This is a genomic window from Micromonospora sp. NBC_01655, from assembly GCF_026339755.1.
Taxonomy (GTDB): Bacteria; Actinomycetota; Actinomycetes; order Mycobacteriales; family Micromonosporaceae; genus Micromonospora.
Window position 1 is genome coordinate 2,038,053 of the sequence record NZ_JAPEQF010000001.1, and the last position, 20,512, is coordinate 2,058,564.

Consider the following 20,512-nt stretch of genomic DNA (forward strand, 5'->3'; position numbering starts at 1 on the left):
GATCGGCCACCCCCCGGTCAGGAGAAGAAGAATGCGTCGTCTGCTCGCCCTCACCGTCGCCGTGGCGGTCCTGTCCGCCGGGGCGGCCTGCTCCGCCGAGCGCTCCGGTTCCGAGCCCGGACCGAGCGGTTCACCGCCGGCGGCCGGGGCCACCCCGGGGGCGGCGGGAGCCGGGCCGGGCGCGGCCGGTGGGTCGCCCGGGCCGAGCGGGCCGGCCGGCGGGAACGGCCCGGAGGTCTGCGCCACCGCCCAGCAGGCCAGCGGCGCGGCGGTCCGCACGTACGTGGCGGAGCTGGGCCGGATGATCGGCGCGGTCGGGGCGAACGACAGCGCGACGGCGGAGGCCGCCCGGAAGCGGGCCGAGGCCGCGTTGGCCGGCTGGCGCACCGCGCTGCGGCAGCAGTCCGCCCGGGCCACCGACCCGCAGCTCAGGACGCTGCTGGCCGACCTGGCCAGCGAGGTCGGCACCCTGGGCACCGACGTGGACGCGATCGACGAGGAGGAGCTGGACGAGCTCCAGCAGCGCCTCGACCAGCTCTGCGCCCGCTGAGGGGCGGAGCTTCTTCCGCACCGCCCGGGGAGGGGCCGCCCGGTCCCGGTGGCCGCCCGCGCCCGCCCGGTCCCGGTGGCCGCCCGCGTCCGTCCTGGTCCCGGTGACCGGCGGGAACGCCGGGAACGGGGAGCCCCGTTTGGGCGTGGGCCCGCCGATGGCGTAGGCTATCTTGCGGCGCACTTTGGTGTGCCGAGTTCCCCCGTGCCCGCGCCGCCGTGCCTCTGCTACCCGGCGAGCCGCCGAGGGAACGACCGCCAGCAGCCTCAACGACAGGGAGTCCGCCTCCGATGTACGCGATCGTCAAGACCGGCGGCAAGCAGTACAAGGTCGCCGAGGGCGACGTGATCGAGGTCGAGAAGCTCGCCGGTGCCCCCGGCGACGCGGTGAAGCTCACCGCGGTGCTCCTCGTCGACGGTGACGACCTGGTGACCGACGCGACGAAGCTTGCCGATGTCGCGGTGTCCGGCGAGATCGCCGCGCACACCAAGGGCCCGAAGATCAAGATCCACAAGTTCAAGAACAAGACCGGCTACCACAAGCGCCAGGGTCACCGTCAGCCGCTGACCCAGGTCAAGGTGACCGGCATCTCCAGCGGGAAGTAGGTCGTCCTCAGATGGCTCACAAAAAGGGTGCGTCCAGCTCGCGCAACGGCCGTGATTCCGCGGCCCAGCGGCTCGGCGTGAAGCGCTTCGGTGGTCAGGTCGTCAGCGCGGGTGAGATCCTCATCCGGCAGCGTGGCACCAAGTTCCACCCCGGTGACCTGGTCGGCCGTGGTGGCGACGACACGCTCTTCGCGCTGGCCGCCGGCTCGGTCCAGTTCGGCACCAGGCGCGGTCGCAAGACCGTCAGCATCGTGCCGCAGCAGTAGCTCGAAGGCGTCGCGGGCCGCGGACCGGTAGGTCCCGGCCCGCTTTGCCTTTTTCTCGTACGCGCGGGGCGCATCCCGCCGGAAGGATTGACGACGTGACGATGTTCGTGGACCGGGTCGTCCTGCACCTGCAGGCCGGCGACGGCGGGCACGGCTGTGTCTCGATCCACCGGGAGAAGTTCAAGCCTTTCGGCGGCCCGGACGGCGGCAACGGCGGGCACGGCGCCAGCGTGACCATGGTCGTCGACCCGCAGGTGCACACCCTGCTCGACTTCCACTTCCACCCGCACGTCAAGGCCGAGAACGGCAAGGGCGGCGCGGGCTCGAACCGGGACGGCGCGAACGGGCGTCAGCTGGTGCTCAAGGTGCCCAACGGCACCGTCGTGCAGACCCCGGACGGCAAGGTGCTGGCCGACCTGGTCGGCGCCGGCACCACCTTCGAGGTGGCCCGGGGCGGCCGGGGTGGCCGGGGCAACGCCTCGCTGGCCAACGCCCGGCGCAAGGCCCCCGGCTTCGCCGAGCTGGGCGAGCCCGGCGACCAGCTCGACGTGGTGCTGGAGCTCAAGAGCGTCGCCGACGTGGGCCTGGTCGGCTTCCCGTCGGCAGGCAAGTCGTCGCTGATCTCGGTCATCTCGGCGGCCAGGCCGAAGATCGCCGACTACCCGTTCACCACGCTGGTGCCCAACCTGGGCGTGGTCCGGGTCGACAACCACACCTTCACCGTCGCCGACGTGCCCGGCCTGATCCCCGGGGCGGCCACCGGCAAGGGCCTCGGGCTGGAGTTCCTCCGGCACGTCGAGCGCTGCGCGGTGCTGGTGCACGTGATCGACACCGCCACCCTGGAGCCCGGCCGGGACCCGCTGGCCGACATCGACTCCATCGAGGCCGAGCTCGCCGAGTACGGCGGGCTCGCCGACCGGCCCCGCCTGGTCGCCCTCAACAAGGTCGACGTGCCGGACGGCCGGGACCTCGCCGAGATCGTCCGCCCCGACCTGGAGGCCCGCGGCCTGCGGGTCTTTGAGGTTTCCGCGGCCACCCGCGAGGGCCTCAAGGAGCTGATGTTCGCCATGGCGGAGCTGGTCGAGCAGGGCCGCGCCGCCGCGCCGCCGGCCGAGCCGACCCGGATCGTCATCCGCCCGAAGGCGGTCGACGACACCGGCTTCACCATCGAGGCGGAGCCGGACGGCTCGTTCACCGTCCGGGGCGTCCGGCCGGAGCGCTGGGTGCGGCAGACGAACTTCGACAACGACGAGGCCGTGGGGTACCTGGCCGACCGGCTGGCCCGCCTCGGCGTCGAGGACAAGCTGGCCCGGGCCGGGGCGAACCCCGGCGACCTGGTGCGGATCGGCGAGCGCGAGTTCGACTGGCAGCCCACCCTCTACGCGGGGGTCGACTTCGTCCCGGGCAACCGGGGAACCGACGTGCGGCTGGAGGAGAAGTCGTCCCGGGCCTCGGCCGCCGACCGGCTCGCCGCGCGCAAGGCCCGCCGGCAGCGACCGGCCGACGAGTTGGCCACCGGCGCGGCGGACGACGAGTCCGACGCCGACCTCGACGAATAGCCCCGGCGGTCCGGGCAGGCGGCCTGACGACGAACCGCTCGCTGGGCTCCGCCGCCGGGTCGCCCGCCGGAAACCTGGAGGAAATCCGGCCGGCCTACGGTCTCGGGATGCTGATCGAATCGCGGCCCACCACCGACCCGGAGATCGCCGCTCTGGTCACGGCCCAGCAGCGGGAACTGCGGGAGGCCGACGGCGGCCTGGACGGGCAGGTGACCGTCACCCACGACGACATCCGCTACCTCGCGGTCGTGGCCGCCGGCCGGGCCGTCGCCTGCGGCGGCATCCAGGAGCTCGACCCGCGCACCGGGGAGCTGAAGCGGATGTACGTCCGACCCGCGTACCGGGGGCGGGGGATCGCCCGGCAGTTGCTGGCCGCCCTGGAGGAGCTGGCCTTCCAACAGGGGTACGCCGAGATCCGGCTGGAGACCGGCAGCTACCTGCCGGCCGCCATCGGCCTCTACACCTCCGGCGGGTACGCCCCGATCCCGGTGTACGGCGAGTACGTCGCCAACCCGTACAGCCGTTGCTTCGCCAAGCGCCTTCCGGTCGCGGCCTGAGGCCCGTACCCGCGGTGGCGTCGGACCGCCCGGGGGCGGTCAGGGACGGTCGATCGGGTTGTCCAGCCGGCCGCCCGTGCCGGCCCGCTCGGACAGCAGCAGGCCCAGGACGAGCATGCCGAAGCCGAGCGCCAGGTGCAGCCAGTTGTCCGCGCCGTTGAGCGGGACGAAGTTGGCCGCGCTGTGCTCGGCGGAGAACTCGATGGCGAACCCGTAGAGCCAGAGCCCGAGGTAGATCGCCCCGCCGCCGGCCAGGAAGAGCCGCGCGCCGCCGACGCTGCGGGCCAGGACCAGCCCCGCCAGCCCGAAGATCAGGTGCAGGGCGTTGTGCAGGATCGACACCTGGAACAGGTCGAACAGCTTCGCGCCGGAGGTGTGCCCGGCGAAGGTCAGATCGTCGTACCCGGTGGTGACGCGGGGGACGAAGCCGAGCACGCCGAGCAGGATGAACAGCGCGGCCACCGCGGCGGCGGCCTGCCGCACCCGGGGCTTGGGGGTCCCGTGCGCCATCGCTGTCACCTCCGTGGATCGGCAGCTCCCGACGATCCTCCATTCTGTGTGCGCACTCACACACTCCGCAGAGAAATCAGGAATCAGGCATGGAGGGCCGGACCGGGGGTAGGTCAAAAAGACGCCGGCGGTATCAACCTCTACGGTCAGGCACGCGACCAGCTTGTCGGCCAGACCGGGTAAGCAGCAGCGCCGGGCCGCCGGCGGGCTGCGCTCGCTGGCCGACGAGATGCGCTCGATGGCACAGCAGGGCGGTCAGGCCGGCCCGGTGACCGAGCTGGCCCACCAGGCCGCCGACCGGGTCAACGGCCGCGAGCTGTCGGGTACGGGTGCGGGTGCGTGGGCCCCGCTACGCCTCGGGCGTCGACCGGGCGTTCCGCCTCGCCCGCAGGGCGCCGGGGGAGTTGGCGGCGCGGGTGATGCGGGCACCGGCGTAGGGCACGCCGCCCAGCCCCCGGTGGGCGACGGCGAGCCACGAGCAGACGCCGCGCTCAACCAGCCACAGCGGGGCGGCCAGCGCCGCCGTGTGGGGGAAGACCCTCGCCCCGCCGGCCCGGCGGCGACCCACCTCGGCGAGCGCCACCACGGCCACCGCCGCGCCGAGCAGCAGGCCGGGCCGGCGGGCCGCCAGTGCGGCCAGCACGGCGGGCAGCACCGCCAGCGAGGTCGCCAGCCGCGCCGGCTGGGCCAGGTCGTCGTACGCCTGGCGGACCCGCTGCCCGCGGAAGTGCGCGCCGTTCGGCGGGAGTCGGCGGACGTACAGCCCGGGCGGGGCCGCCTCGGTGCCCCCGTACGCCCGCACGGTGCGGACCAGCTCCAGGTTCTCGAAGAGCACGTCCGGGTCGTACCCGCCCATCGCGACGAAGGTGCTCCGGCGCACGGCCAGGGTGCCCGGCCAGTCCGCGCCGAGGGCGCGGTTGAGCAGGATCCGGCCGGTGTCCCACCAGGCGTGCCAGGGCACCGGGTCGAAGTGGTTCTGCGGGCGGACCAGGTCGACGCCGTCGAGCAGCCGGTGCGCGGCGCGCAGCCCCGCCTCGTCGTAGCGGACGTCGTCGTCGGCGATGACCACATGCTCGTGCCGGGCCGCCGCCACCCCGGTCAGCACCCCGACGACCTTGCCGTTGCCGCCGCGCACCGCCGGGTCGGGGGCGAGGTGGCGTACCAGGCCCCGCCACGCGGCGGCGTGCCGGGCGAAGACGTCGGGGGCGGAGCCGTCGACCACGGTCACGTCGACGAGGCGGCCCAGTCCGCGCAGGTAGCCGGTCAGCTCGGCCAGCCCGGCGTCGCCGGACCAGCGCAGCGGCAGGACGTACTCGACGGGGAGCCGGCGGCGGACCGGGGCGGCGTCCGCGAGGCCCCCCGGCCGGCCCACCGCCCGTGCCGCGTCCGCCCCGTCGGGGACGGCGGCCCGCCGGCCGGCCGCGCTGACGTCGAAGGGCACCGGTGCCTCCCGTGGTGTCGATCGGCCGGGGCCGCAGTGGATGCCCGCATCTCGGCTGGCCAAACGCCCGGCGCTCGGCCGGAACATGTCGCTGTGGCGGCCGGACCTTCAGCATCCCGCACGTCGCCGGCCCGGGGAGGGGCCAGCGGATCCGCGCCCGGCTGGCCCCTCCCCGGGCGGCGGAAACCTGGTTCGCTGGATCGCACGGGCCGACGGGCGGCCCGCGGTCGGCGAGGACGGGGAGGACCGCATGCGGGAGAACGGGTCGCGGCGCTGGCGGGAGCGGCGGGCGGTCGACGGGTTGGGGGTCGGCCCGGCGGGCGGCGGGATCGGCGTACCGGACCGCCCGCTGCTCGCCCCGCCCCGGCGGCAGGCGCCGCCGCGCCACTTCACGGTGCACCTCGGGTTCGCGGCCGACGGCGCCGACCGGGCCCGCGAGCTGGCCGTCGCGTACGCGGAGGGGCTGAGCGTGCTCCGCCCCGAGCTGGCCCTCGGGGCCGCCGCGTTGTCCCCGGCCGACGCCTGGCACCGGGCCGAGCGGCTGTTCTGCGGGGCGGTCGGCCCGGACCGCGAGCGGTGTGCCGACGTGGCCGGCCATCCCGGCTTCCACCACGCGCCGGGCCCGGGCGGCCTGGGCTGGGGGGATGGCGACTGAGCGGGGCCAGGCGAGGTGCGGCTACTGCGTCGAGGCGGTCGGCAACCTGCCCGGGCTGACCGTCGCCTGCCCCGTCGGCGGCGGTGTGGCGACCCGATCGGGGTGCGCCACCCCGCCGCCGACGGGAGGTCGACGTCGCGGGTGACCAGCCGTCACATCGACTGGCCTGTCCCGACCGGCCGTCGCGCCGACCGGCCTGTCTCGACTGGCCTGTCTCGATCGGCTCAGTCCAGGTCGAACTCGCCGTCCTGGGCGCCGGCGACGAAGGCGTCCCACTCGGCCTGGGTGAAGACGAGCACGGGGCCGTCCGGCTCGGCGGAGTTGCGCATGCCGATCAGATCATCGACGAAGGCCACCTCGACCGCGCTGTCCGAGGTGTCGCCCTCGGCCCGTTGCCAGACCGCCCGGGACAGGTCGAAGTCGCCCTTGGGGTGCTGACCCATTGTTGATTCCTCCATTGCAGAGCGTATCGGGAAGCAAGTGTGGTTCCCCATCGGGCAGGATAAGCGGATGCCGAGCCTGAGCCATGTAGAGGCGACCGCGCGTGGCGCGTTGATTACCGTCGAGTCCTACCAGGTGGACCTCGACGTGACGGGAAGCGACGAGCGGTTCCGCTCGCACACCACGATCAGCTTCCGGGCGACCCCCGGGGCGGAGACGTTCGTCGAGGTCAGCCCCGCGAGACTGCGGGCCGTACGCCTGAACGGCCGGGACCTCGATCCCGGGACCCTCGTGGACAACCGGCTTGCGCTGGCCGGGCTGGCCGAGGCCAACACGCTTGTCGTCGAGGCCGAGATGGCGTACTCGAACACCGGCGAGGGGCTGCACCGGTTCGTCGACCCCGCCGACGGCGAGACGTACCTGTACGCCACGTCCTTCCTGGACAACGCCCAGCGCGTCTTCGCCGCCTTCGACCAGCCGGACCTGAAGGCCCCGGTCACCCTCGCCGTCACCGCCCCTGCGGAGTGGGCGGTCGCGGCCAACGGCGAGCTGGCCGCCAACCCCCGGCCGGGGCGTTGGGAGTTCGCCCCGACGGCCCCGCTGGCGCCGTACCTGGTCACGCTGATCGCCGGGCCGTGGCACGTGCGCCGGGCCGAGCACGACGGCGTCCCGCTGGGCCTCTGGTGCCGGCGGTCGCTGGCGGAGCACCTGGACGCCGACGCCGAGGAGATCCTCACCGTCACCCGGCAGTGCCTGGACCGGTTCCACGAGCTGTTCGCCGAGCGCTACCCGTTCGGCAAGTACGACCAGGCGTTCGTGCCGGAGTTCAACGCCGGCGCGATGGAGAACCCCGGCCTGGTGACCTTCCGCGACGACCTCGTCTTCCGCTCGGCGGTCACCGACACCCAGCGCGAGCAGCGGGCCACCACGATCGCCCACGAGATGGCGCACATGTGGTTCGGCGACCTGGTCACCATGCGCTGGTGGGACGACCTGTGGCTGAACGAGTCGTTCGCCGAGTACCTGGGTACCCGGGTCACCGCCGAGGCGTCCCGGTTCGGCCGGGCGTGGACCACCTTCGCGCTGCGCCGCAAGGGCTGGGGGTACGCGGCCGACCAGCGTCCGTCCACCCATCCCGTCGCGCCCGAGGAGGTCGCCGACTCGGCCCTGGCGTTGCTCAACTTCGACGGCATCTCGTACGCCAAGGGCGCCAGCGTGCTGCGTCAGCTCGTGGCGTGGGTGGGCGACGAGGCTTTCCTGGCCGGGCTGAACGCGCACTTCGCGGCGCACCGGTTCGGCAACGCCACCCTCGCCGACCTGCTCGGCGCCCTCTCCGCAGCCAGCGGCCGGGACCTGTCCGGCTGGGCCGGGCGCTGGCTGCGTCGGGCCCAGGTGAACACCCTGCGCGCCGAGGTCGCCGTCGACGCCGACGGCCGGTACGCGCAGGCGGCGATCGTGCAGACCGCCCCGGCCACCCACCCGGTGCTGCGCCCGCACCGGATCGGCGTCGACCGGTACGACGCCGACGGCACCGTCACCCGGGTCGAGGTCGACCTCGATCCGGACGCCGACGGGGGCCGGACGGTCCTCGCCGGGCTGGTCGGCCAGCCGGCCGCCCGGCTGCTGCTGCCCAACGCCGGGGACCTCACCTTCGCCAAGATCCGTCTCGACCCCGCCTCGGCGGACGCCGTACCGCTGGTGCTGCCGACCGTGACCGACCCGTTGGCCCGGGCCCTGCTCTGGGGCGAGGCGCTGGACGCCGCCACCGACGGCGAGCGGCCGGTCGCCGGGCTGGTGGGGCTGGTCGACGCCGCGCTGCCGGGCGAGACCGAGGTGGTCATCGTCGAGGACGTGCTGCGGTCGGTCCGGCCGCTGGTCGACCGCTACCTCGACCCGCTGGCCCGGGAGGCGGCGCTGCTCCGGCTCGCCGGGGCCGGCGAGCGGATGCTCGCCACCGCCGGGGCGGGCGGGTCCCGGCAGTTGGCCGCCGCGCGGGCCCTGATCGACGCGACCACCGACGTCGACCTGCTGACCGGCTGGCTGGCCGGCCGGGGCGTGCCCGACGGGCTGGCCGTGGACACGGAGCTGCGCTGGTCGCTGCTCGGCCGGCTGGTGGTGCTCGGTGCGGCCGGGGAGGCCGAGATCGCCGCCGAGGCGGCGGCCGACCTGAGCGCCGCCGGCGCCGAGCGGGCCGCCCGGTGCCGGGCCGCGCTGCCCGACCCGGCTGCCAAGGCGGCGGCGTGGGAGATCGTGGTGCGCAACACCGAGCTGTCCGGTCGGCTGGTCGGGGCCGTCGCGGAGGGCTTCTGGCAGCCCGACCAGGCCGAGCTGACCGGCCCGTACGTGGCGCGGTACTTCGCCGAGATGCCGGTGGCGTGGCCCCGGCGTACCGCCTGGGTCGCCGAGTCCGTCGCGCACCTGGCCTTCCCCCGGTACGCCGTGGCGCAGCCCACCCGGGACCTGGCGGCGGCGTTGCTGGCCCGCGACGACCTTCCCGCCGGCCTGCGTCGGGTGGTCACCGACCTGGACGACGACCTGCGCCGGGCACTGGTCGCCCGCACGGCCGTGGCCGCCGCCGCTGCCTGAGCGGGGCCGGGCCCGCCCGCCCGACCCGGGGCCGCCCGCCCGGTCCGCCCCGGGTCGGGACCCGCCCTGGTCGGCGGGCGCGGCGCTGTCGCGGGGCCCGGTTCGGGCCGGTCGGGGCCGGCATACGATCTCCGGATGGAGGAAGACACCCGCCGGGTCGGGATCATGGGCGGCACCTTCGACCCGATCCACCACGGCCACCTGGTCGCCGCCAGCGAGGTGGCGGACCGGTTCGGGCTGGACGAGGTCGTCTTCGTGCCGACCGGGCAGCCGTGGCAGAAGGCGGACCAGCCGGTCACCCCGGCCGAGGACCGCTACCTGATGACGGTGATCGCCACCGCCTCCAACCCCCGGTTCCAGGTCAGCCGGGTGGACATCGACCGGGGCGGGCCGACGTACACCGTCGACACGCTGCGCGACCTGCACGCCCAGTACGGCCCGAAGGTGCAGCTCTACTTCATCACCGGGGCGGACGCGCTGGAGCGCATCCTGTCCTGGAAAGACCTGGACGAGATCTTCGAGCTGGCCCACTTCATCGGGGTCACCCGCCCCGGGTTCGAGCTGTCCGCCAAGCACCTCCCCGCCGATACCCTCAGCCTGGTGCAGGTGCCCGCGATGGCGATCTCGTCGACCGACTGTCGGGACCGGGTGGCCCGGGGGGAGCCGGTGTGGTACCTCGTGCCCGACGGTGTGGTGCAGTACATCGCGAAACGGCGACTCTATCTCGGCTGATCGCGCCGGATACATGCCATCTTGTCCGGGAAATCGGCCAGAACTGCCAAGTCGTCGCGCCGGCGGGTGTGAGACGCTTGGAGAGTCGCACGGTTGATCGAAGGAGAACGGTGACAGTTTCCGAACGCGCTCACGAGCTGGCGATGGCCGCCGCCCAGGCCGCGGCCGACAAGAAGGCGCAGGACATCGTCATCATCGACGTGGGTGACCAGCTCGCCATCACCGACGCGTTCCTGCTCGCCGCCGCCCCCAACGAGCGTCAGGTGCTGGCCATCGTCGACGCCATCGAGGAGCGGTTGCTCGAGCTGCCGGAGAAGGCCAAGCCGGTCCGGCGCGAGGGCGAGCGGGGCGGCCGGTGGGTGCTGCTCGACTACATCGATGTCGTGGTGCACGTCCAGCACACCGAGGAACGCGAGTTCTACGCCCTCGACCGGCTGTGGAAGGACTGCCCGCAGATCCCGTTCGTCGACCGGGACCTGGTCGAGGCCGAGGCCTCCGCCGGCCCCGCCGCCGGCGAATGACCCGACTGATCGTCTGGCGGCACGGCAACACCGACTGGAACGCCGCCGACCGGGTGCAGGGCCAGACCGACGTACCGCTCAACGACCTCGGCCGGGAGCAGGCCGTAGCCGCCGCGCCGCTGCTCGCCGCGCTGCGCCCCGACGCGATCGTGGCCAGCGACCTGAGCCGCGCCGCGGACACCGCCGCCGCCCTGGCCGCGCTCACCGGGCTGCCGGTGCGCGCCGACGCCCGGCTGCGCGAGCGGCACTTCGGGCGGTGGCAGGGGCTCGCGCGCACCGAGGCGGCCGAGCGGTACCCGGACGAGTACGCCCGGTGGCGGGCCGGCGACCCGGACCCGGGCGCGGACATCGAGAGCCTCGACGACCTCGGCAAGCGGGTCGGCACCGCCCTCCAGGACGCGGCCGACGCGGTGCCCGGTGGCACGGTCGTCGTCGCCACCCACGGCGGCGGGGCCCGGCAGGGCTGCGGGCACCTGCTCGGCTGGGACCACGGGGTGCTGCGGTCGATCGGCCCGTTGCAGAACTGCCACTGGACCGAGCTGCGGCACAACGACGCCCGGGGCTGGCACCTGCGGGCGCACAATGTCGGCCTGATCACCCGGGCGGCCCCGGCCGAGGTGGTCTGACCACGGGCTCCCGGGCGGGCGGGGCCGACATCGGCTACCGTGCCGGCATGCCCGTCGCGGTCGTCACCGACTCCACCGCCTACCTCCCGCCCGAGCTGGCGCGGGCACACCGGCTCACCGTCGTCCCACTGACCGTGGTGCTCAACGGGGCCGAGGGGCTGGAGGGCGTCGAGACCTTCCCCGAGGACGCCACCCGGGCGCTGGGCGGTCGCCGGGTCTCGGTCAGCACCTCCCGGCCGTCGCCGGAGCAGTTCGCCGGGACGTACCGGAAGCTGCTCGACGCGGGCGCGGACGCGGTGGTGTCGGTGCACCTGTCGGCCGAGCTGTCCGGGACCGTGGAGGCGGCCCGGCTGGCCGCCGCCGAGGTCGGCGACCGGGTCGCGGTCGTCGACAGCCGCTCCACCGGCATGGGCCTCGGCTTCCCGGCGCTCGCCGCCGCCGAGGCCGCCGCCGGGGGCGCCGACCTGGCCGGGGTACGCCGGGCGACGGTCGACGCCATCGACCGCACCACCATCTTCTTCTACGTCGACACCCTGGAGTTCCTGCGCCGGGGCGGCCGGATCAACGCCGCCGAGGCGCTGTTCGGCACCGCCCTGTCGGTGAAGCCGATCATGCACATGCCGGACGGGGCGATCGTGCTGAGGGACAAGGTGCGCACCGCGAGCCGGGGGGTGGCCCGCCTGGTCGACCTGGCGGTCGAGGCGGCCGGCGACGCCGACGTGGACCTCGCCGTGCACCACCTCGCCGCCCCGCAGCGCGCCGAGCAGCTCCTCGCCGCGCTCACCGACCGGCTCGGCGACCGGCTGCGCTCCTCGTACGTCACGGAGGCCGGCGCCGTGGTCGCCGCCCACGCCGGCCCCGGGCTGGCCTGCGTGGTCGTGCACCGCCGCCCCGGCCCGGCCGGCCAACGGGCGGAGGTGGCCGGCGGGATCCGTCCCGGCGAGCCGACGGCGGACTGAGATTGACCGGGACGCATCCCGCCGGGGACCGGGTGCGCACCGGAGGCCCACCGAGCCGTCGCCCTTAGCACACCGGGTGCATGATCAGGCGGTCGTCCACAGGGGAACCCGTCGTCCACAGGTGACGGCGCGTGGCCCGTCCGTGCTCCTAGCCTCGCGCCGTGTCAGACGACGAGGAGACGGTCGTACGGCGGCGGCTGCGGTGGCTGGCCGCCCCTCCGGTGCCGGCCGGCGACCCGACGCCGGCCGGGGGCGGGGCCGCGCCGCCGACGGCGCGCCGAGCTTCCCCGCCGGGACCGGCCGGGTCCGGCGAGCCGGCGGCCCTGGACAGCCTGTCGGCGGGCCCGGTCGCGCCCGGCCCCGCCGAGCCGGCGGGCGAAGGTGGCCTGTCGGCGCGCCCGGCCGGGGGCCGGGACCCGGTGGTGCCGCCCGAGGTCCGGTGGGCGACGCACGGTGGACGGGTGGTCGAGCGGCCGATCCCGCCGGAGGACCGGTGGGCTCCGGCCGGCGGTCCGGCCGACGAGCGGCCGGTGCCCTGGCCGGGCCGGACGGGCCCAGGGCCGCGCCGCCGGGACGCCCCCGGCTCCGTCCGCCCCGAGCCCGACGACGAGCCCGACGACGAGCCCGACGACGAGCCGGCGTCCGGGCCCCGGCCGTCCCGGTTGCCGGGTCCCGGGGCGTTCGACCCCGGGCGGCGCGGCGTGCGGGCGCTGGCGGTGGTCGCCGTGCTGGTGGTGCTCGGCGCGGGCTGGTGGGCGTGGCGCTCCCGCCCGCAGGCCGAGCCCGTCGGGGCCGCCGCGTCCGTCGCCGAGGCGACGTCGGAGGGGACGCCGCCGGCCGTCGCCGGGTCGACGCCGGGCGGCGAGCTGGTGGTGGCGGTCGCCGGGAAGGTGCTCCGCCCGGGGCTCGTCCGGCTGCCGGCGGGCGCCCGGGTCGCCGACGCGGTGCGGGCGGCCGGCGGGGCGTTGCCCGGCGTGGACGTGTCGCTGCTGAACCCGGCCCGTAAGGTCACCGACGGGGAGTTGATCCTGGTTGGCGTGCCCGCCCCGGCGGGTCAGCCCACCGCCGCGCCCGCCGGGGCCGGCCCGCCCGCCGGCGCGGGACCGGCGGGCGCCGGAGGCCTGGTCAACCTGAACACGGCCACCCTGGCGCAGCTCGACGCGCTGCCCGGGGTGGGCCCGGTGCTCGCCCAGCGCATCCTGACCCACCGCGACCAGCACGGCGGGTTCCGCTCGGTGGGCGACCTGCGTCAGGTGGAGGGCATCGGCGACGCCCGGTACGAGCAGCTCAAGGAACTGGTGACCGTGTGAGCGGCCCGCCGGGGCCGGACGCCGGTCCCACCGTCGACGGCGGGAGCCTCCCCGACCTGCGGCTGGCCGGGCTGGCGGTGGCCGCCTGGCTGGCCGCGCTGGCCGGGCTGCACCTGGGCCCCCGTCCGGCGGCGCTGCTCGCGGCCGGTGCCGCCGGGCTGGCCACGCTCACCGCGGGCCACCTGCTCGGCGTGCTGGGCCGTCCGGCGGCTCCCGTGCGCCGCTACGGATGGATCGCGGTGGCCGTGCTGCTCGGCGTGGTGTGCGGCGCGGCGTCGACCGCGGCCCGGCTGGTCGTCCGGGACGCCCCTGCCGTCCGGGCTCTCGTCGACGACCGGGCCACGGTCGACGTCGAGCTGGTCGTCCGGGACGATCCGCGCCCGGTCCGGGGCGTCCCCGGCCGGCCCGCCACGCTGCTGGTCCGGGCCGACCTGGTGGCCCTGACCGGCCCGGACGGGGTCCGGGTCGCCGCCCCGGTCCGGGTGCTGGTGCTCGCCGCCGATCCGGCCTGGCGCGGCCTGCTGCCCGGGCAGCGGCTCACGGCCGAGGGGCGGTTGGGCGCGCCGCGCGGCGGTAACCTGACCGCCGCCGTGCTCACCGTGCGGGGTCCGCCGGCCCGGCACGGCCCGCCGCCGTGGTCCCAGCGCGCCGCCGGGGTGCTGCGCGCCGGCCTGCAGCGGGCCTGCGCGCCGCTGCCCGACGAACGGGGCGGGCTGCTGCCCGGCCTGGTGGTCGGCGACACCAGCCGGCTGCCGTCCGCGGTCGAGGAGGACTTCCGGGACACCGGCATGACGCACCTCAACGCGGTGTCCGGCTCCAACGTCGCGATCGTCGTGGGCGCGGTGCTGCTGCTGGCCCGCTGGTCCCGGGCCGGCCCCCGGGTGGCCGCCGGGTTGTGCGGGCTGGCCCTGGTCGGCTTCGTCATCCTGGTCCGTCCCTCGCCCAGCGTGGTGCGTGCCGCCACCATGGGCGCGATCGGCCTCGCGGCGTTGGCCGCTGGCCGGCCCCGGGCGGCCCTGCCGGCGCTCGCCGCGGGGGTGGCCGGGCTGGTGCTGCTCGACCCGGAGCTGGCCGGCGATCCCGGGTTCGCGCTGTCCGTGCTGGCCACCGGCGGCCTGCTGCTGCTCGCCCCCGGGTGGCGGGACGGCCTGCGGCGGCGGGGCGTGCCGTCGGGGCTCGCCGAGGCGCTGGCCGTGCCGGCCGCCGCCCAGGTCGCCTGCGGCCCGGTGGTGGCCGGGATCTCCGGCACGGTGAGCCTGGTCGCCGTGCCCGCGAACCTGCTGGCGGTGCCGGCGATCGCGCCCGCCACGGTGCTCGGCGTGGCGGCGGCGGTGCTCTCGCCGGTCTGGCCGGCGGGCGCGGAGTTCGCGGCCTGGCTGGCGAGCTGGCCCGCGTGGTGGCTGGTCACGGTGGCCCGGCACGGGGCGCGGCTGCCGGCGGGCGCGCTGCCCTGGCCGGGCGGGGTGCCGGGCGCGCTGCTGCTGGCCGGGCTGACCGTGGCGCTGCTGGTCGCCACCCGCCGGCCGCTGGTACGCCGGCTGGTGGCGGTGGTCGCGGTCGCCGTGATCGCCGGCACCCTGCCCGTACGCCTGGTGGCCGCCGGCTGGCCACCGGCCGGCTGGGTGGCGGTGGCGTGCGCGGTGGGCCAGGGCGACGCGCTGGTGCTGCCGGCGGGCACCGGCCGGGCGGTGGTGGTCGACGCCGGGCCGGATCCGGCGGCCGTGGACGGCTGCCTGCGCCGGCTGGGCGTGCGGGCGGTCCCGCTGCTGCTGTTCAGCCACTTCCACGTCGACCACACCGGCGGGGTGGCGGGGATCTTCCGGGGCCGGCGGGTGGCGGCGGTGCGCACGCCACAGTGGCCCGAGCCCGCCGCCGGGCGGGAGCTGGTGCGGGCGACCGCCGCAGCGGGCGGGGCGGGGACGGCCGCGGCCACGGCGGGGTGGACGTACCGGGTCGGCGGGCTGGAACTCGTCGTGCTCGGTCCGCCGTACCCGCTGCGGGGGACCCGGTCCGACCCGAACAACAACTCGCTCGTGCTGCGCGCCACGGTGGCCGGGGTGCGGATCCTGCTCGCCGGGGACGCCGAGACCGAGGAGCAGCGGGCGCTGCTCGACCGGGCGCCGCCCGGCGGCGTACGCGCCGACGTGCTGAAGGTCGCCCACCACGGGTCGGCGTACCAGGAGCCGGCGTTCCTGGACGCGGTCCGACCGAGGGTCGCGCTGGTCCCGGTGGGGGTCGGCAACTCGTACGGGCACCCGAACGGCGCCGTGCTCGCCCGGATCGCCCGGGGCGGGGCGCGGGTGCTGCGTACGGACACCGACGGCGACGTGGCGGTGGTGCTCGGGCGCGGCGGGTTGGCCGTGGTGAACCGGGGCGTCGACCCGGGGCGACGGCAGCCGTGAGGAGTGACGGTCATTGGCGGCATTAGCGGGGAGAGCGGTATAAATGTCTGGATTTGCGCTGAGTGCGGGCTCTGCCGTCGGCGGCCTCGACGAGCAGGCACGATCCCGGGGCCGGCGTGCGAATATGGGCGGCGTGACCGCCGCCGATCTCGCTCCCATTCTGCTCGTCCTCGGCGACGAGGAACTGCTCGCCACGCGCGCGGTGACCGAGGCCGTGGCCAGGGCCCGCGGCGTCGACCCCGACGTCGACGTCCGGGAGTACCAGACCGGGGCGCTGGCCGTCGGTGAGATCGCCGAGATGCTCAGCCCGTCGCTGTTCGGCGGCCGGCGGGTGCTGGTGCTGCGCTCCGGTCAGGACGCCCGCAAGGACCTGGTCGCCGCCCTGCTGGCGTACGCGAAGAACCCGGACCCGGACGTCCAGCTCGTCGTGCTGCACCTCGGGGGGGCCAAGGGCAAGGCGTTCGCGGACGGGCTGCGCGCGGCGGGCGCCACGGTGGTGCCGGCCGCGAAGCTCAAGGGGCACCGCGAGCGGGTGGCCTTCGTCCGCGACGAGATCCGCCGGGCCGGCGGCAAGTGCACCGAGGACGCGGCCGAGGCGCTCATCGCGGCGGTCGGCACCGACCTGCGCGAGCTGGCCGCCGCGTGCTCCCAGCTGATTGCCGACACCGACGGGCGGATCGGGGCCGACACCGTGGCCCGCTACTACCGGGGCCGTGTCGAGGTGAGCGGCTTCACCGTCGCCGACGCCACCCTCGTCGGCGACGTGCCGGCGGCGCTGGAGGCGCTGCGCTGGGCACTGCACGTCGGCGTCGACCCGGTCCCGATCGCGGACGCCCTCGCCGACGGCGTCCGCACCGTCGCCCGGGTCGCCGCGGCCGGGCGGGGCGACCCGTACCAGCTGGCGGGCACCCTCGGCATGCCGGCCTGGAAGGTCAAGAGCGCGCAGCAGCGGGCCCGGGGCTGGACGCCGGAGGGCCTGGTACAGGCGATGCGGGCCGCCGCCGAATGCAACGCGGCGGTCAAGGGCGGCTCGGACGACCGTGCGTACGCGCTGGAAAGGGCGGTGTTCTCGGTGGCGGCGGCCCGGCAGGGTGCCCGGTGAACCGGCCGGTCCGGGCGTCGTGGGCGACCGTCTCCTTCGCCGAGGAACGGTACCGCCCCTTCTACGCCCGGGCCCTCGGCCTGCGCTTCGTCAACCCAGGCGGGGTGCTCTGCTTCCTCTTCTTCGAGGGGACCGTCGCGCTGGCCGTCCTGCTCGCCCTGGCCGAGCTGGTGACCTGGTGGGCGGTGCTCGTCCTGCCCACCGCCGTGGCGGCGATGGTCAAGCTGAACGACATGGTGGCCGAGATGGTGGTCCGGACGGCCGCGCTCGTGCCGGAGCAGGAGCGGGACCGGTTCCGCCGGCAGATGGAGCCCGTGGTCGGCCGCGCCGTGGTACGCGGCGTCGGTGGCGGCCCGGGCGCGGTAGGCCACGCTGCCTGGGGTGCGGCCGGTCACCCGGGGACCGGTCACGCGGGCGGGGGAGCCGGTGGGTGGGGCGCGGTCGGTGTCGCCGGCTCACCCGGCGCCGGCCCGCGCGTCGCACCGGGGACGGCCTCGCGGGCCGTCCCGGGCGTCCTCGTCCACCCCGACCCGGCCGTACGTGCCGAACGGCCCCGCCCCGGCCTGCGCCGTCCGGAGCCCGGCCTCCCGGAGCACGCCCCCGGCCCCCGCCCCTGATCCGGGCGCGGATCGCCGTCACGGGAGGGCGGCCCGGCCCACTGCCGTCGCACGGCCCGTCCCCGCCGGCGCGGGCACGGACAGAGCGGTGCGGACAGAGCGGTGCGGACAGACAGAAAGCCGGAAGCCCCGGTTGACCCGGGGCTTCCGGTCAGGTCTGTGGTCGCCGGTCAGGCAGAGAACGAGGCGACGCGCTTGGCGATCGCCGACTTGCGGTTCGCTGCCTGGTTCGAGTGGATCACGCCCTTGCTGGCAGCCTTGTCCAGCTTGCGCGAGGCGTCGCGCATGAGGGCGGTGGCCTTCTCGGAGTCGCCGGCCTCCGCAGCCTCGTGGAACTTGCGGATGGCGGTCTTCAGCGACGACTTGACCGACTTGTTACGCAGCCGGCGCTTCTCGTTCTGCCGGTTGCGCTTGATCTGGGACTTGATGTTCGCCACGCGACAGCCTCGTCTTGATAGCTCGGGTTGGTCTGCTTCCGCGCGCGACGAACATGCGTCATCACTGCGCGAATAGCCAGGTTACCAGGTCCGCCCGGACGAGCCAAAACGGCTCACTTCCACGGCCCGGGGGCGGTCGGTTACCGGCCCGTCGGCGCCGCCGCCCAGCCCTGCCGGACGGCGAGCCAGCCCAGCGCCTGCCCGCCGCTCCACCGCTGGTGTGCCCGGATGTGCGGGGAAGCGCTCGTCGGCCCGGCCGCGGCCGAGGTGAGCAGGTACCCGGAGAGCGCGGCGAGGGTCACGTCCAGGGCGTCCGGGGGCGCGCCGGCCGCCGCCGGGTGCCCGGCGAAGAGCCCGTCGGCGTCCAGGCCGCTGGCGTGGGCGGTGATCAGCAGGCTGACCAGGTCGAACCAGGCCGGCCCCTGGCAGATCCAGTTCCAGTCGCAGAACCACGCCCGGCCGGCCGGGTCGATGAGCACGTTGTCCAGCCGCAGGTCGCCGTGGGCCAGCCCGCAGCGTTCGGCGTACCCGGGCAGGCGCGCCTCCAGCGCGACCAGCTCGGGCAGCCGGTCCCGCGCCGGGGGTGGCAGCTGCGGGGCCGGCTCCCGGCCGGCGGCCACCTCGCCCCACCAGAGGATGTCCTCCCGCGCCAGGTCGGCGAGCCGGGGCAGACCGAGCGCCACCAGCTCGGGAGGCGGGTCGGCCAGCGCGGCGGCCACCTCGGCGTACCCGGCCAGGGCCGCGTCGAGGTCCGTCGGGGTCCACGGCAGCGCGGGCGTGCGGCCGTCGATCGCGTCCAGGCCGAGCGCGTACCAGCCGGCCGCCGCCACCGCCCAGCGCGGGCGGGGGACCGGCAGCCCGGCGGGGAGCCGGTCCAGGACGGCTGCCTCCCGGGCGTACCAGTCGACGAGGTGGCGCTGCTCGGTCAGCGACGCCGCCTTGACGAAGGTCCGCCGCCCGTCGGCGGTCTCCAGCACGGCGGCGAAGCCCCGGGTGAATCCGGCACCGGCCACCCGGGCCGCCGCCACCGGGCCGCCCAGCCGGGCGGTCACCGCCGCCCGCAGGCCGGCCGGCAGCTCCGTCCAGCCGGGGCGCAGCGCGGTCGCGTCGTACGGCACCGGGGGAAGCGAGATCGGGACCACCCGACCATGCTGCCCCACCCGCGCCCGCCCCGCCGCCCGCCGGGCGCTGCGGTCCGTCGGCGGATGTCGTACCGCCGCGCGACGATGCCGCCGTGGACACCGAGGAGTTCTGGGCGCTCGTGGAGGCGTCCGACCGGGCCGTCGACGGCCCGGACGAGCGGCTGACCTGGCTTACGGACCGGCTCGCCGGCCTGCCCACGGCTGAGGTGGTCGACTTCCAGCTCCGGCTGGACGAGGCCCACGCCCGGGCCGACACCACGCGGCTCTGGGACGCCGCGCTGCGGATCTGCGGCGGGCTCTGCTCCGACGACGGGTTCCACTACTTCCATGCCTGGCTGGTCGGGCTGGGGCGGTCGGTCTTCGAGCGCGCGGTGGCCGACCCGGACACGCTCGCCGACGTTCCCCGGGTGCGCCGGCTGGCCGGCCGCCCCACCAGCGAGTGGTCCGACGAGGAGTGGCCGGACTGGGAGTCCCTCGACTATGTGGCGGACGAGGCGTACGAGCGGATCACCGGCGTCGCCGAGGGCCTGGAGGACGCGGTGCTCGCGCGCGGCGAGCCGGGCGACGACTCGTCCGACCCCGGCGACGAGCCGGAGGAGCCGGTGGAGTCGGACGATCCGGCCGAGTTCGCCCGCCGGTACCCACGCCTGGCGGCGATGTTCCCACCTGTGCCCGGCCGCCCGTGACCTCGCCCCGTGGGCGGCGCGGGGCAGCCGCGCGCCCGCGGTGGCGGCGGCCGGCGGGCTGCTCTGTCAGACTGCCAGGCCATGAGGACCGACGACTTCTGGCAGTTGATCGACCGGGCCCGGGCCGGTGGGGGCGGGGCGGCCGGCCCGGTCGCCGCCCGGGCCGGCGCGCTGCTGGCCGAGCGCGACGCCGCCGACATCGTCGGGTACGCGCGGCACCAGCGCCGGGTGATGGCGGCGTCCTACCGGGCCGACCTCTGGGGCGCGGCGTACCTGATCAACGGGGGCGCGTCCGACGACGGGTTCGAGTACTTCCGGGGCTGGCTGATCGCCCAGGGACGGGAGGTGTTCGCCCGCGCGGTGGCCGACCCGGACTCGCTGGCGGAGCTGCCGCAGATCCGTCAGGCGGCGCTCACGGGCGAGGAGTTCGAGGCCGAGCAGATGCTCACGGTCGCCGAGGAGGCGTACCGGAAGGCGACCGCCAGCGAGCTGCCGGCGGTGCCGGAGACGCCCTATCCGGAGCTGGGCGAGTTCTGGGACTTCGACGACGAGGAGGAGGCCCGCCGCCGGCTGCCGAAGCTCGCCGCGCTCTTCGTCGAGCCGCCCGAGGAGTGAGCCGCCGCCCGCGCGAGGTGCGCCGCCCGCCCGCCCCCGAGTGAGCCGACGCGACCCCGTGAGGGGTGGGCCGCGGCCGGGGCGGCGGGTGCCGGCCGGGCGGCGGGAGGAGTGATCCGATCGCGCCCGGGGCGACGTGGGAGCATAGAGGGGGCCGGCGTCGCGTCGGCCCGCTCACGTCAGCCGACCAGAA

21 protein-coding genes and 1 pseudogene are annotated in these 20,512 nt (G+C 76.1%); 17 read left to right on the forward strand and 5 right to left on the reverse strand.

Annotated features, from left to right (window positions below; genetic code table 11):
* Positions 1–31: 31 nt before the first annotated feature.
* The 5 genes from OOK41_RS09740 to OOK41_RS09760 all read left to right on the forward strand — a co-directional run bounded on the left by OOK41_RS09740 (position 32) and on the right by OOK41_RS09760 (position 3,537).
* Positions 32–550 carry a hypothetical protein gene (locus tag OOK41_RS09740; protein ID WP_266264075.1) on the forward strand — a complete coding sequence of 173 codons (519 nt, stop codon included), beginning with the start codon at positions 32–34 and terminating at the stop codon, positions 548–550.
* A gap of 290 nt (positions 551–840) precedes the next feature.
* Positions 841–1,155, forward strand: coding sequence for a 50S ribosomal protein L21 (rplU, locus tag OOK41_RS09745; RefSeq protein ID WP_117672360.1), 315 nt, complete (start codon positions 841–843; stop codon positions 1,153–1,155).
* An 11-nt stretch (positions 1,156–1,166) separates the two neighbouring features.
* Positions 1,167–1,421 carry a 50S ribosomal protein L27 gene (rpmA, locus tag OOK41_RS09750; protein WP_101412393.1) on the forward strand — a complete coding sequence of 85 codons (255 nt, stop codon included), beginning with the start codon at positions 1,167–1,169 and terminating at the stop codon, positions 1,419–1,421.
* A 95-nt stretch (positions 1,422–1,516) separates the two neighbouring features.
* Positions 1,517–2,980 carry a GTPase ObgE gene (gene obgE, locus OOK41_RS09755; protein ID WP_266264082.1) on the forward strand — a complete coding sequence of 488 codons (1,464 nt, stop codon included), beginning with the start codon at positions 1,517–1,519 and terminating at the stop codon, positions 2,978–2,980.
* A 107-nt stretch (positions 2,981–3,087) separates the two neighbouring features.
* The gene (locus tag OOK41_RS09760; RefSeq protein WP_117672364.1) at positions 3,088–3,537 is read left to right on the forward strand and encodes a GNAT family N-acetyltransferase; all 450 of its coding nucleotides are present in this window, start codon (positions 3,088–3,090) and stop codon (positions 3,535–3,537) included.
* 39 nt (positions 3,538–3,576) lie between these two features.
* Here OOK41_RS09760 and OOK41_RS09765 read toward each other — a convergent pair whose 3' ends face one another.
* Positions 3,577–4,047, reverse strand: a complete 471-nt coding sequence (locus OOK41_RS09765) for a DUF4383 domain-containing protein (RefSeq protein WP_117672366.1) — start codon at positions 4,045–4,047, stop codon at positions 3,577–3,579.
* A 349-nt stretch (positions 4,048–4,396) separates the two neighbouring features.
* On the reverse strand, positions 4,397–5,488 hold the full coding sequence (locus tag OOK41_RS09770) for a glycosyltransferase family 2 protein (RefSeq protein ID WP_266264084.1): 1,092 nt from the start codon (positions 5,486–5,488) through the stop codon (positions 4,397–4,399).
* 250 nt (positions 5,489–5,738) lie between these two features.
* Between OOK41_RS09770 and OOK41_RS09775 the strand changes: the two genes are divergently transcribed.
* Positions 5,739–6,143, forward strand: coding sequence for a hypothetical protein (locus OOK41_RS09775; RefSeq protein WP_266264086.1), 405 nt, complete (start codon positions 5,739–5,741; stop codon positions 6,141–6,143).
* Positions 6,144–6,367: 224 nt separating this feature from the next.
* Here the strand turns inward: OOK41_RS09775 and OOK41_RS09780 are convergent, their stop codons facing one another.
* Positions 6,368–6,586, reverse strand: a complete 219-nt coding sequence (locus OOK41_RS09780; protein WP_067312494.1) for a DUF397 domain-containing protein — start codon at positions 6,584–6,586, stop codon at positions 6,368–6,370.
* A 67-nt stretch (positions 6,587–6,653) separates the two neighbouring features.
* On the opposite strand from OOK41_RS09780, the gene pepN reads away from it, so the two are divergent.
* The 9 genes and pseudogenes from pepN to OOK41_RS09825 form a co-directional block, all read left to right on the forward strand.
* Positions 6,654–9,170: an aminopeptidase N gene (pepN, locus tag OOK41_RS09785; protein ID WP_266264096.1), complete on the forward strand. Its 2,517-nt coding sequence runs from the start codon at positions 6,654–6,656 to the stop codon at positions 9,168–9,170.
* Between the two features lie 135 nt (positions 9,171–9,305).
* Positions 9,306–9,902 (forward strand): nicotinate-nucleotide adenylyltransferase, encoded by a 597-nt coding sequence (nadD, locus tag OOK41_RS09790; RefSeq protein WP_117672374.1) that lies wholly within the window; start codon positions 9,306–9,308, stop codon positions 9,900–9,902.
* A 110-nt stretch (positions 9,903–10,012) separates the two neighbouring features.
* Positions 10,013–10,423 (forward strand): ribosome silencing factor, encoded by a 411-nt coding sequence (gene rsfS / locus OOK41_RS09795; protein ID WP_117672377.1) that lies wholly within the window; start codon positions 10,013–10,015, stop codon positions 10,421–10,423.
* Positions 10,420–11,049, forward strand: a complete 630-nt coding sequence (locus tag OOK41_RS09800; protein WP_266264100.1) for a histidine phosphatase family protein — start codon at positions 10,420–10,422, stop codon at positions 11,047–11,049. The genes rsfS and OOK41_RS09800 overlap by 4 nt, the downstream gene beginning before the upstream one ends.
* A gap of 47 nt (positions 11,050–11,096) precedes the next feature.
* Entirely contained in the window at positions 11,097–12,008 is a 912-nt protein-coding gene (locus tag OOK41_RS09805; RefSeq protein ID WP_266264102.1) for a DegV family protein, read from the forward strand.
* A 530-nt stretch (positions 12,009–12,538) separates the two neighbouring features.
* On the forward strand, positions 12,539–13,318 hold the full coding sequence (locus tag OOK41_RS09810) for a ComEA family DNA-binding protein (RefSeq protein WP_266267764.1): 780 nt from the start codon (positions 12,539–12,541) through the stop codon (positions 13,316–13,318).
* Entirely contained in the window at positions 13,315–15,720 is a 2,406-nt protein-coding gene (locus OOK41_RS09815) for a ComEC/Rec2 family competence protein (protein WP_266264104.1), read from the forward strand. Before OOK41_RS09810 ends, OOK41_RS09815 begins: the two co-directional genes overlap by 4 nt.
* 124 nt (positions 15,721–15,844) lie before the next feature.
* Positions 15,845–16,822 carry a DNA polymerase III subunit delta gene (gene holA, locus OOK41_RS09820; RefSeq protein ID WP_266264106.1) on the forward strand — a complete coding sequence of 326 codons (978 nt, stop codon included), beginning with the start codon at positions 15,845–15,847 and terminating at the stop codon, positions 16,820–16,822.
* Positions 16,819–17,151, forward strand: a pseudogene (locus OOK41_RS09825) (hypothetical protein); the annotation flags it as partial. The gene holA and the pseudogene OOK41_RS09825, both read left to right, overlap by 4 nt.
* A gap of 458 nt (positions 17,152–17,609) precedes the next feature.
* Here the strand turns inward: OOK41_RS09825 and rpsT are convergent.
* Complete coding sequence (gene rpsT / locus OOK41_RS09830; protein WP_117672387.1) at positions 17,610–17,876, reverse strand: 30S ribosomal protein S20; 267 nt, start codon at positions 17,874–17,876, stop codon at positions 17,610–17,612.
* 140 nt (positions 17,877–18,016) lie between these two features.
* Positions 18,017–19,018: a phosphotransferase family protein gene (locus OOK41_RS09835; protein WP_266264109.1), complete on the reverse strand. Its 1,002-nt coding sequence runs from the start codon at positions 19,016–19,018 to the stop codon at positions 18,017–18,019.
* A 92-nt stretch (positions 19,019–19,110) separates the two neighbouring features.
* On the opposite strand from OOK41_RS09835, the gene OOK41_RS09840 reads away from it, so the two are divergent.
* Both OOK41_RS09840 and OOK41_RS09845 read left to right on the forward strand, forming a co-directional pair.
* Positions 19,111–19,704, forward strand: coding sequence for a DUF4240 domain-containing protein (locus tag OOK41_RS09840; RefSeq protein ID WP_266264110.1), 594 nt, complete (start codon positions 19,111–19,113; stop codon positions 19,702–19,704).
* Positions 19,705–19,785: 81 nt separating this feature from the next.
* A complete protein-coding gene (locus tag OOK41_RS09845) occupies positions 19,786–20,319 on the forward strand; it encodes a DUF4240 domain-containing protein (RefSeq protein WP_117672393.1) in 534 nt (177 codons plus the stop codon).
* Positions 20,320–20,512: the final 193 nt, after the last annotated feature.

Coding starts and splice junctions, on each gene's coding strand:
- OOK41_RS09805 (WP_266264102.1), top strand. CDS start 11,097: ATGCCCGTCGCGGTCGTCACCGACTCCACCGCCTACCTCCCGCCCGAG.
- nadD (WP_117672374.1), top strand. CDS start 9,306: ATGGAGGAAGACACCCGCCGGGTCGGGATCATGGGCGGCACCTTCGAC.
- rplU (WP_117672360.1), top strand. CDS start 841: ATGTACGCGATCGTCAAGACCGGCGGCAAGCAGTACAAGGTCGCCGAG.
- holA (WP_266264106.1), top strand. CDS start 15,845: ATGGGCGGCGTGACCGCCGCCGATCTCGCTCCCATTCTGCTCGTCCTC.
- OOK41_RS09800 (WP_266264100.1), top strand. CDS start 10,420: ATGACCCGACTGATCGTCTGGCGGCACGGCAACACCGACTGGAACGCC.
- rpmA (WP_101412393.1), top strand. CDS start 1,167: ATGGCTCACAAAAAGGGTGCGTCCAGCTCGCGCAACGGCCGTGATTCC.
- OOK41_RS09780 (WP_067312494.1), bottom strand. CDS start 6,586: ATGGGTCAGCACCCCAAGGGCGACTTCGACCTGTCCCGGGCGGTCTGG.
- OOK41_RS09775 (WP_266264086.1), top strand. CDS start 5,739: ATGCGGGAGAACGGGTCGCGGCGCTGGCGGGAGCGGCGGGCGGTCGAC.
- pepN (WP_266264096.1), top strand. CDS start 6,654: ATGCCGAGCCTGAGCCATGTAGAGGCGACCGCGCGTGGCGCGTTGATT.
- OOK41_RS09740 (WP_266264075.1), top strand. CDS start 32: ATGCGTCGTCTGCTCGCCCTCACCGTCGCCGTGGCGGTCCTGTCCGCC.
- OOK41_RS09845 (WP_117672393.1), top strand. CDS start 19,786: ATGAGGACCGACGACTTCTGGCAGTTGATCGACCGGGCCCGGGCCGGT.
- OOK41_RS09765 (WP_117672366.1), bottom strand. CDS start 4,047: ATGGCGCACGGGACCCCCAAGCCCCGGGTGCGGCAGGCCGCCGCCGCG.
- OOK41_RS09760 (WP_117672364.1), top strand. CDS start 3,088: ATGCTGATCGAATCGCGGCCCACCACCGACCCGGAGATCGCCGCTCTG.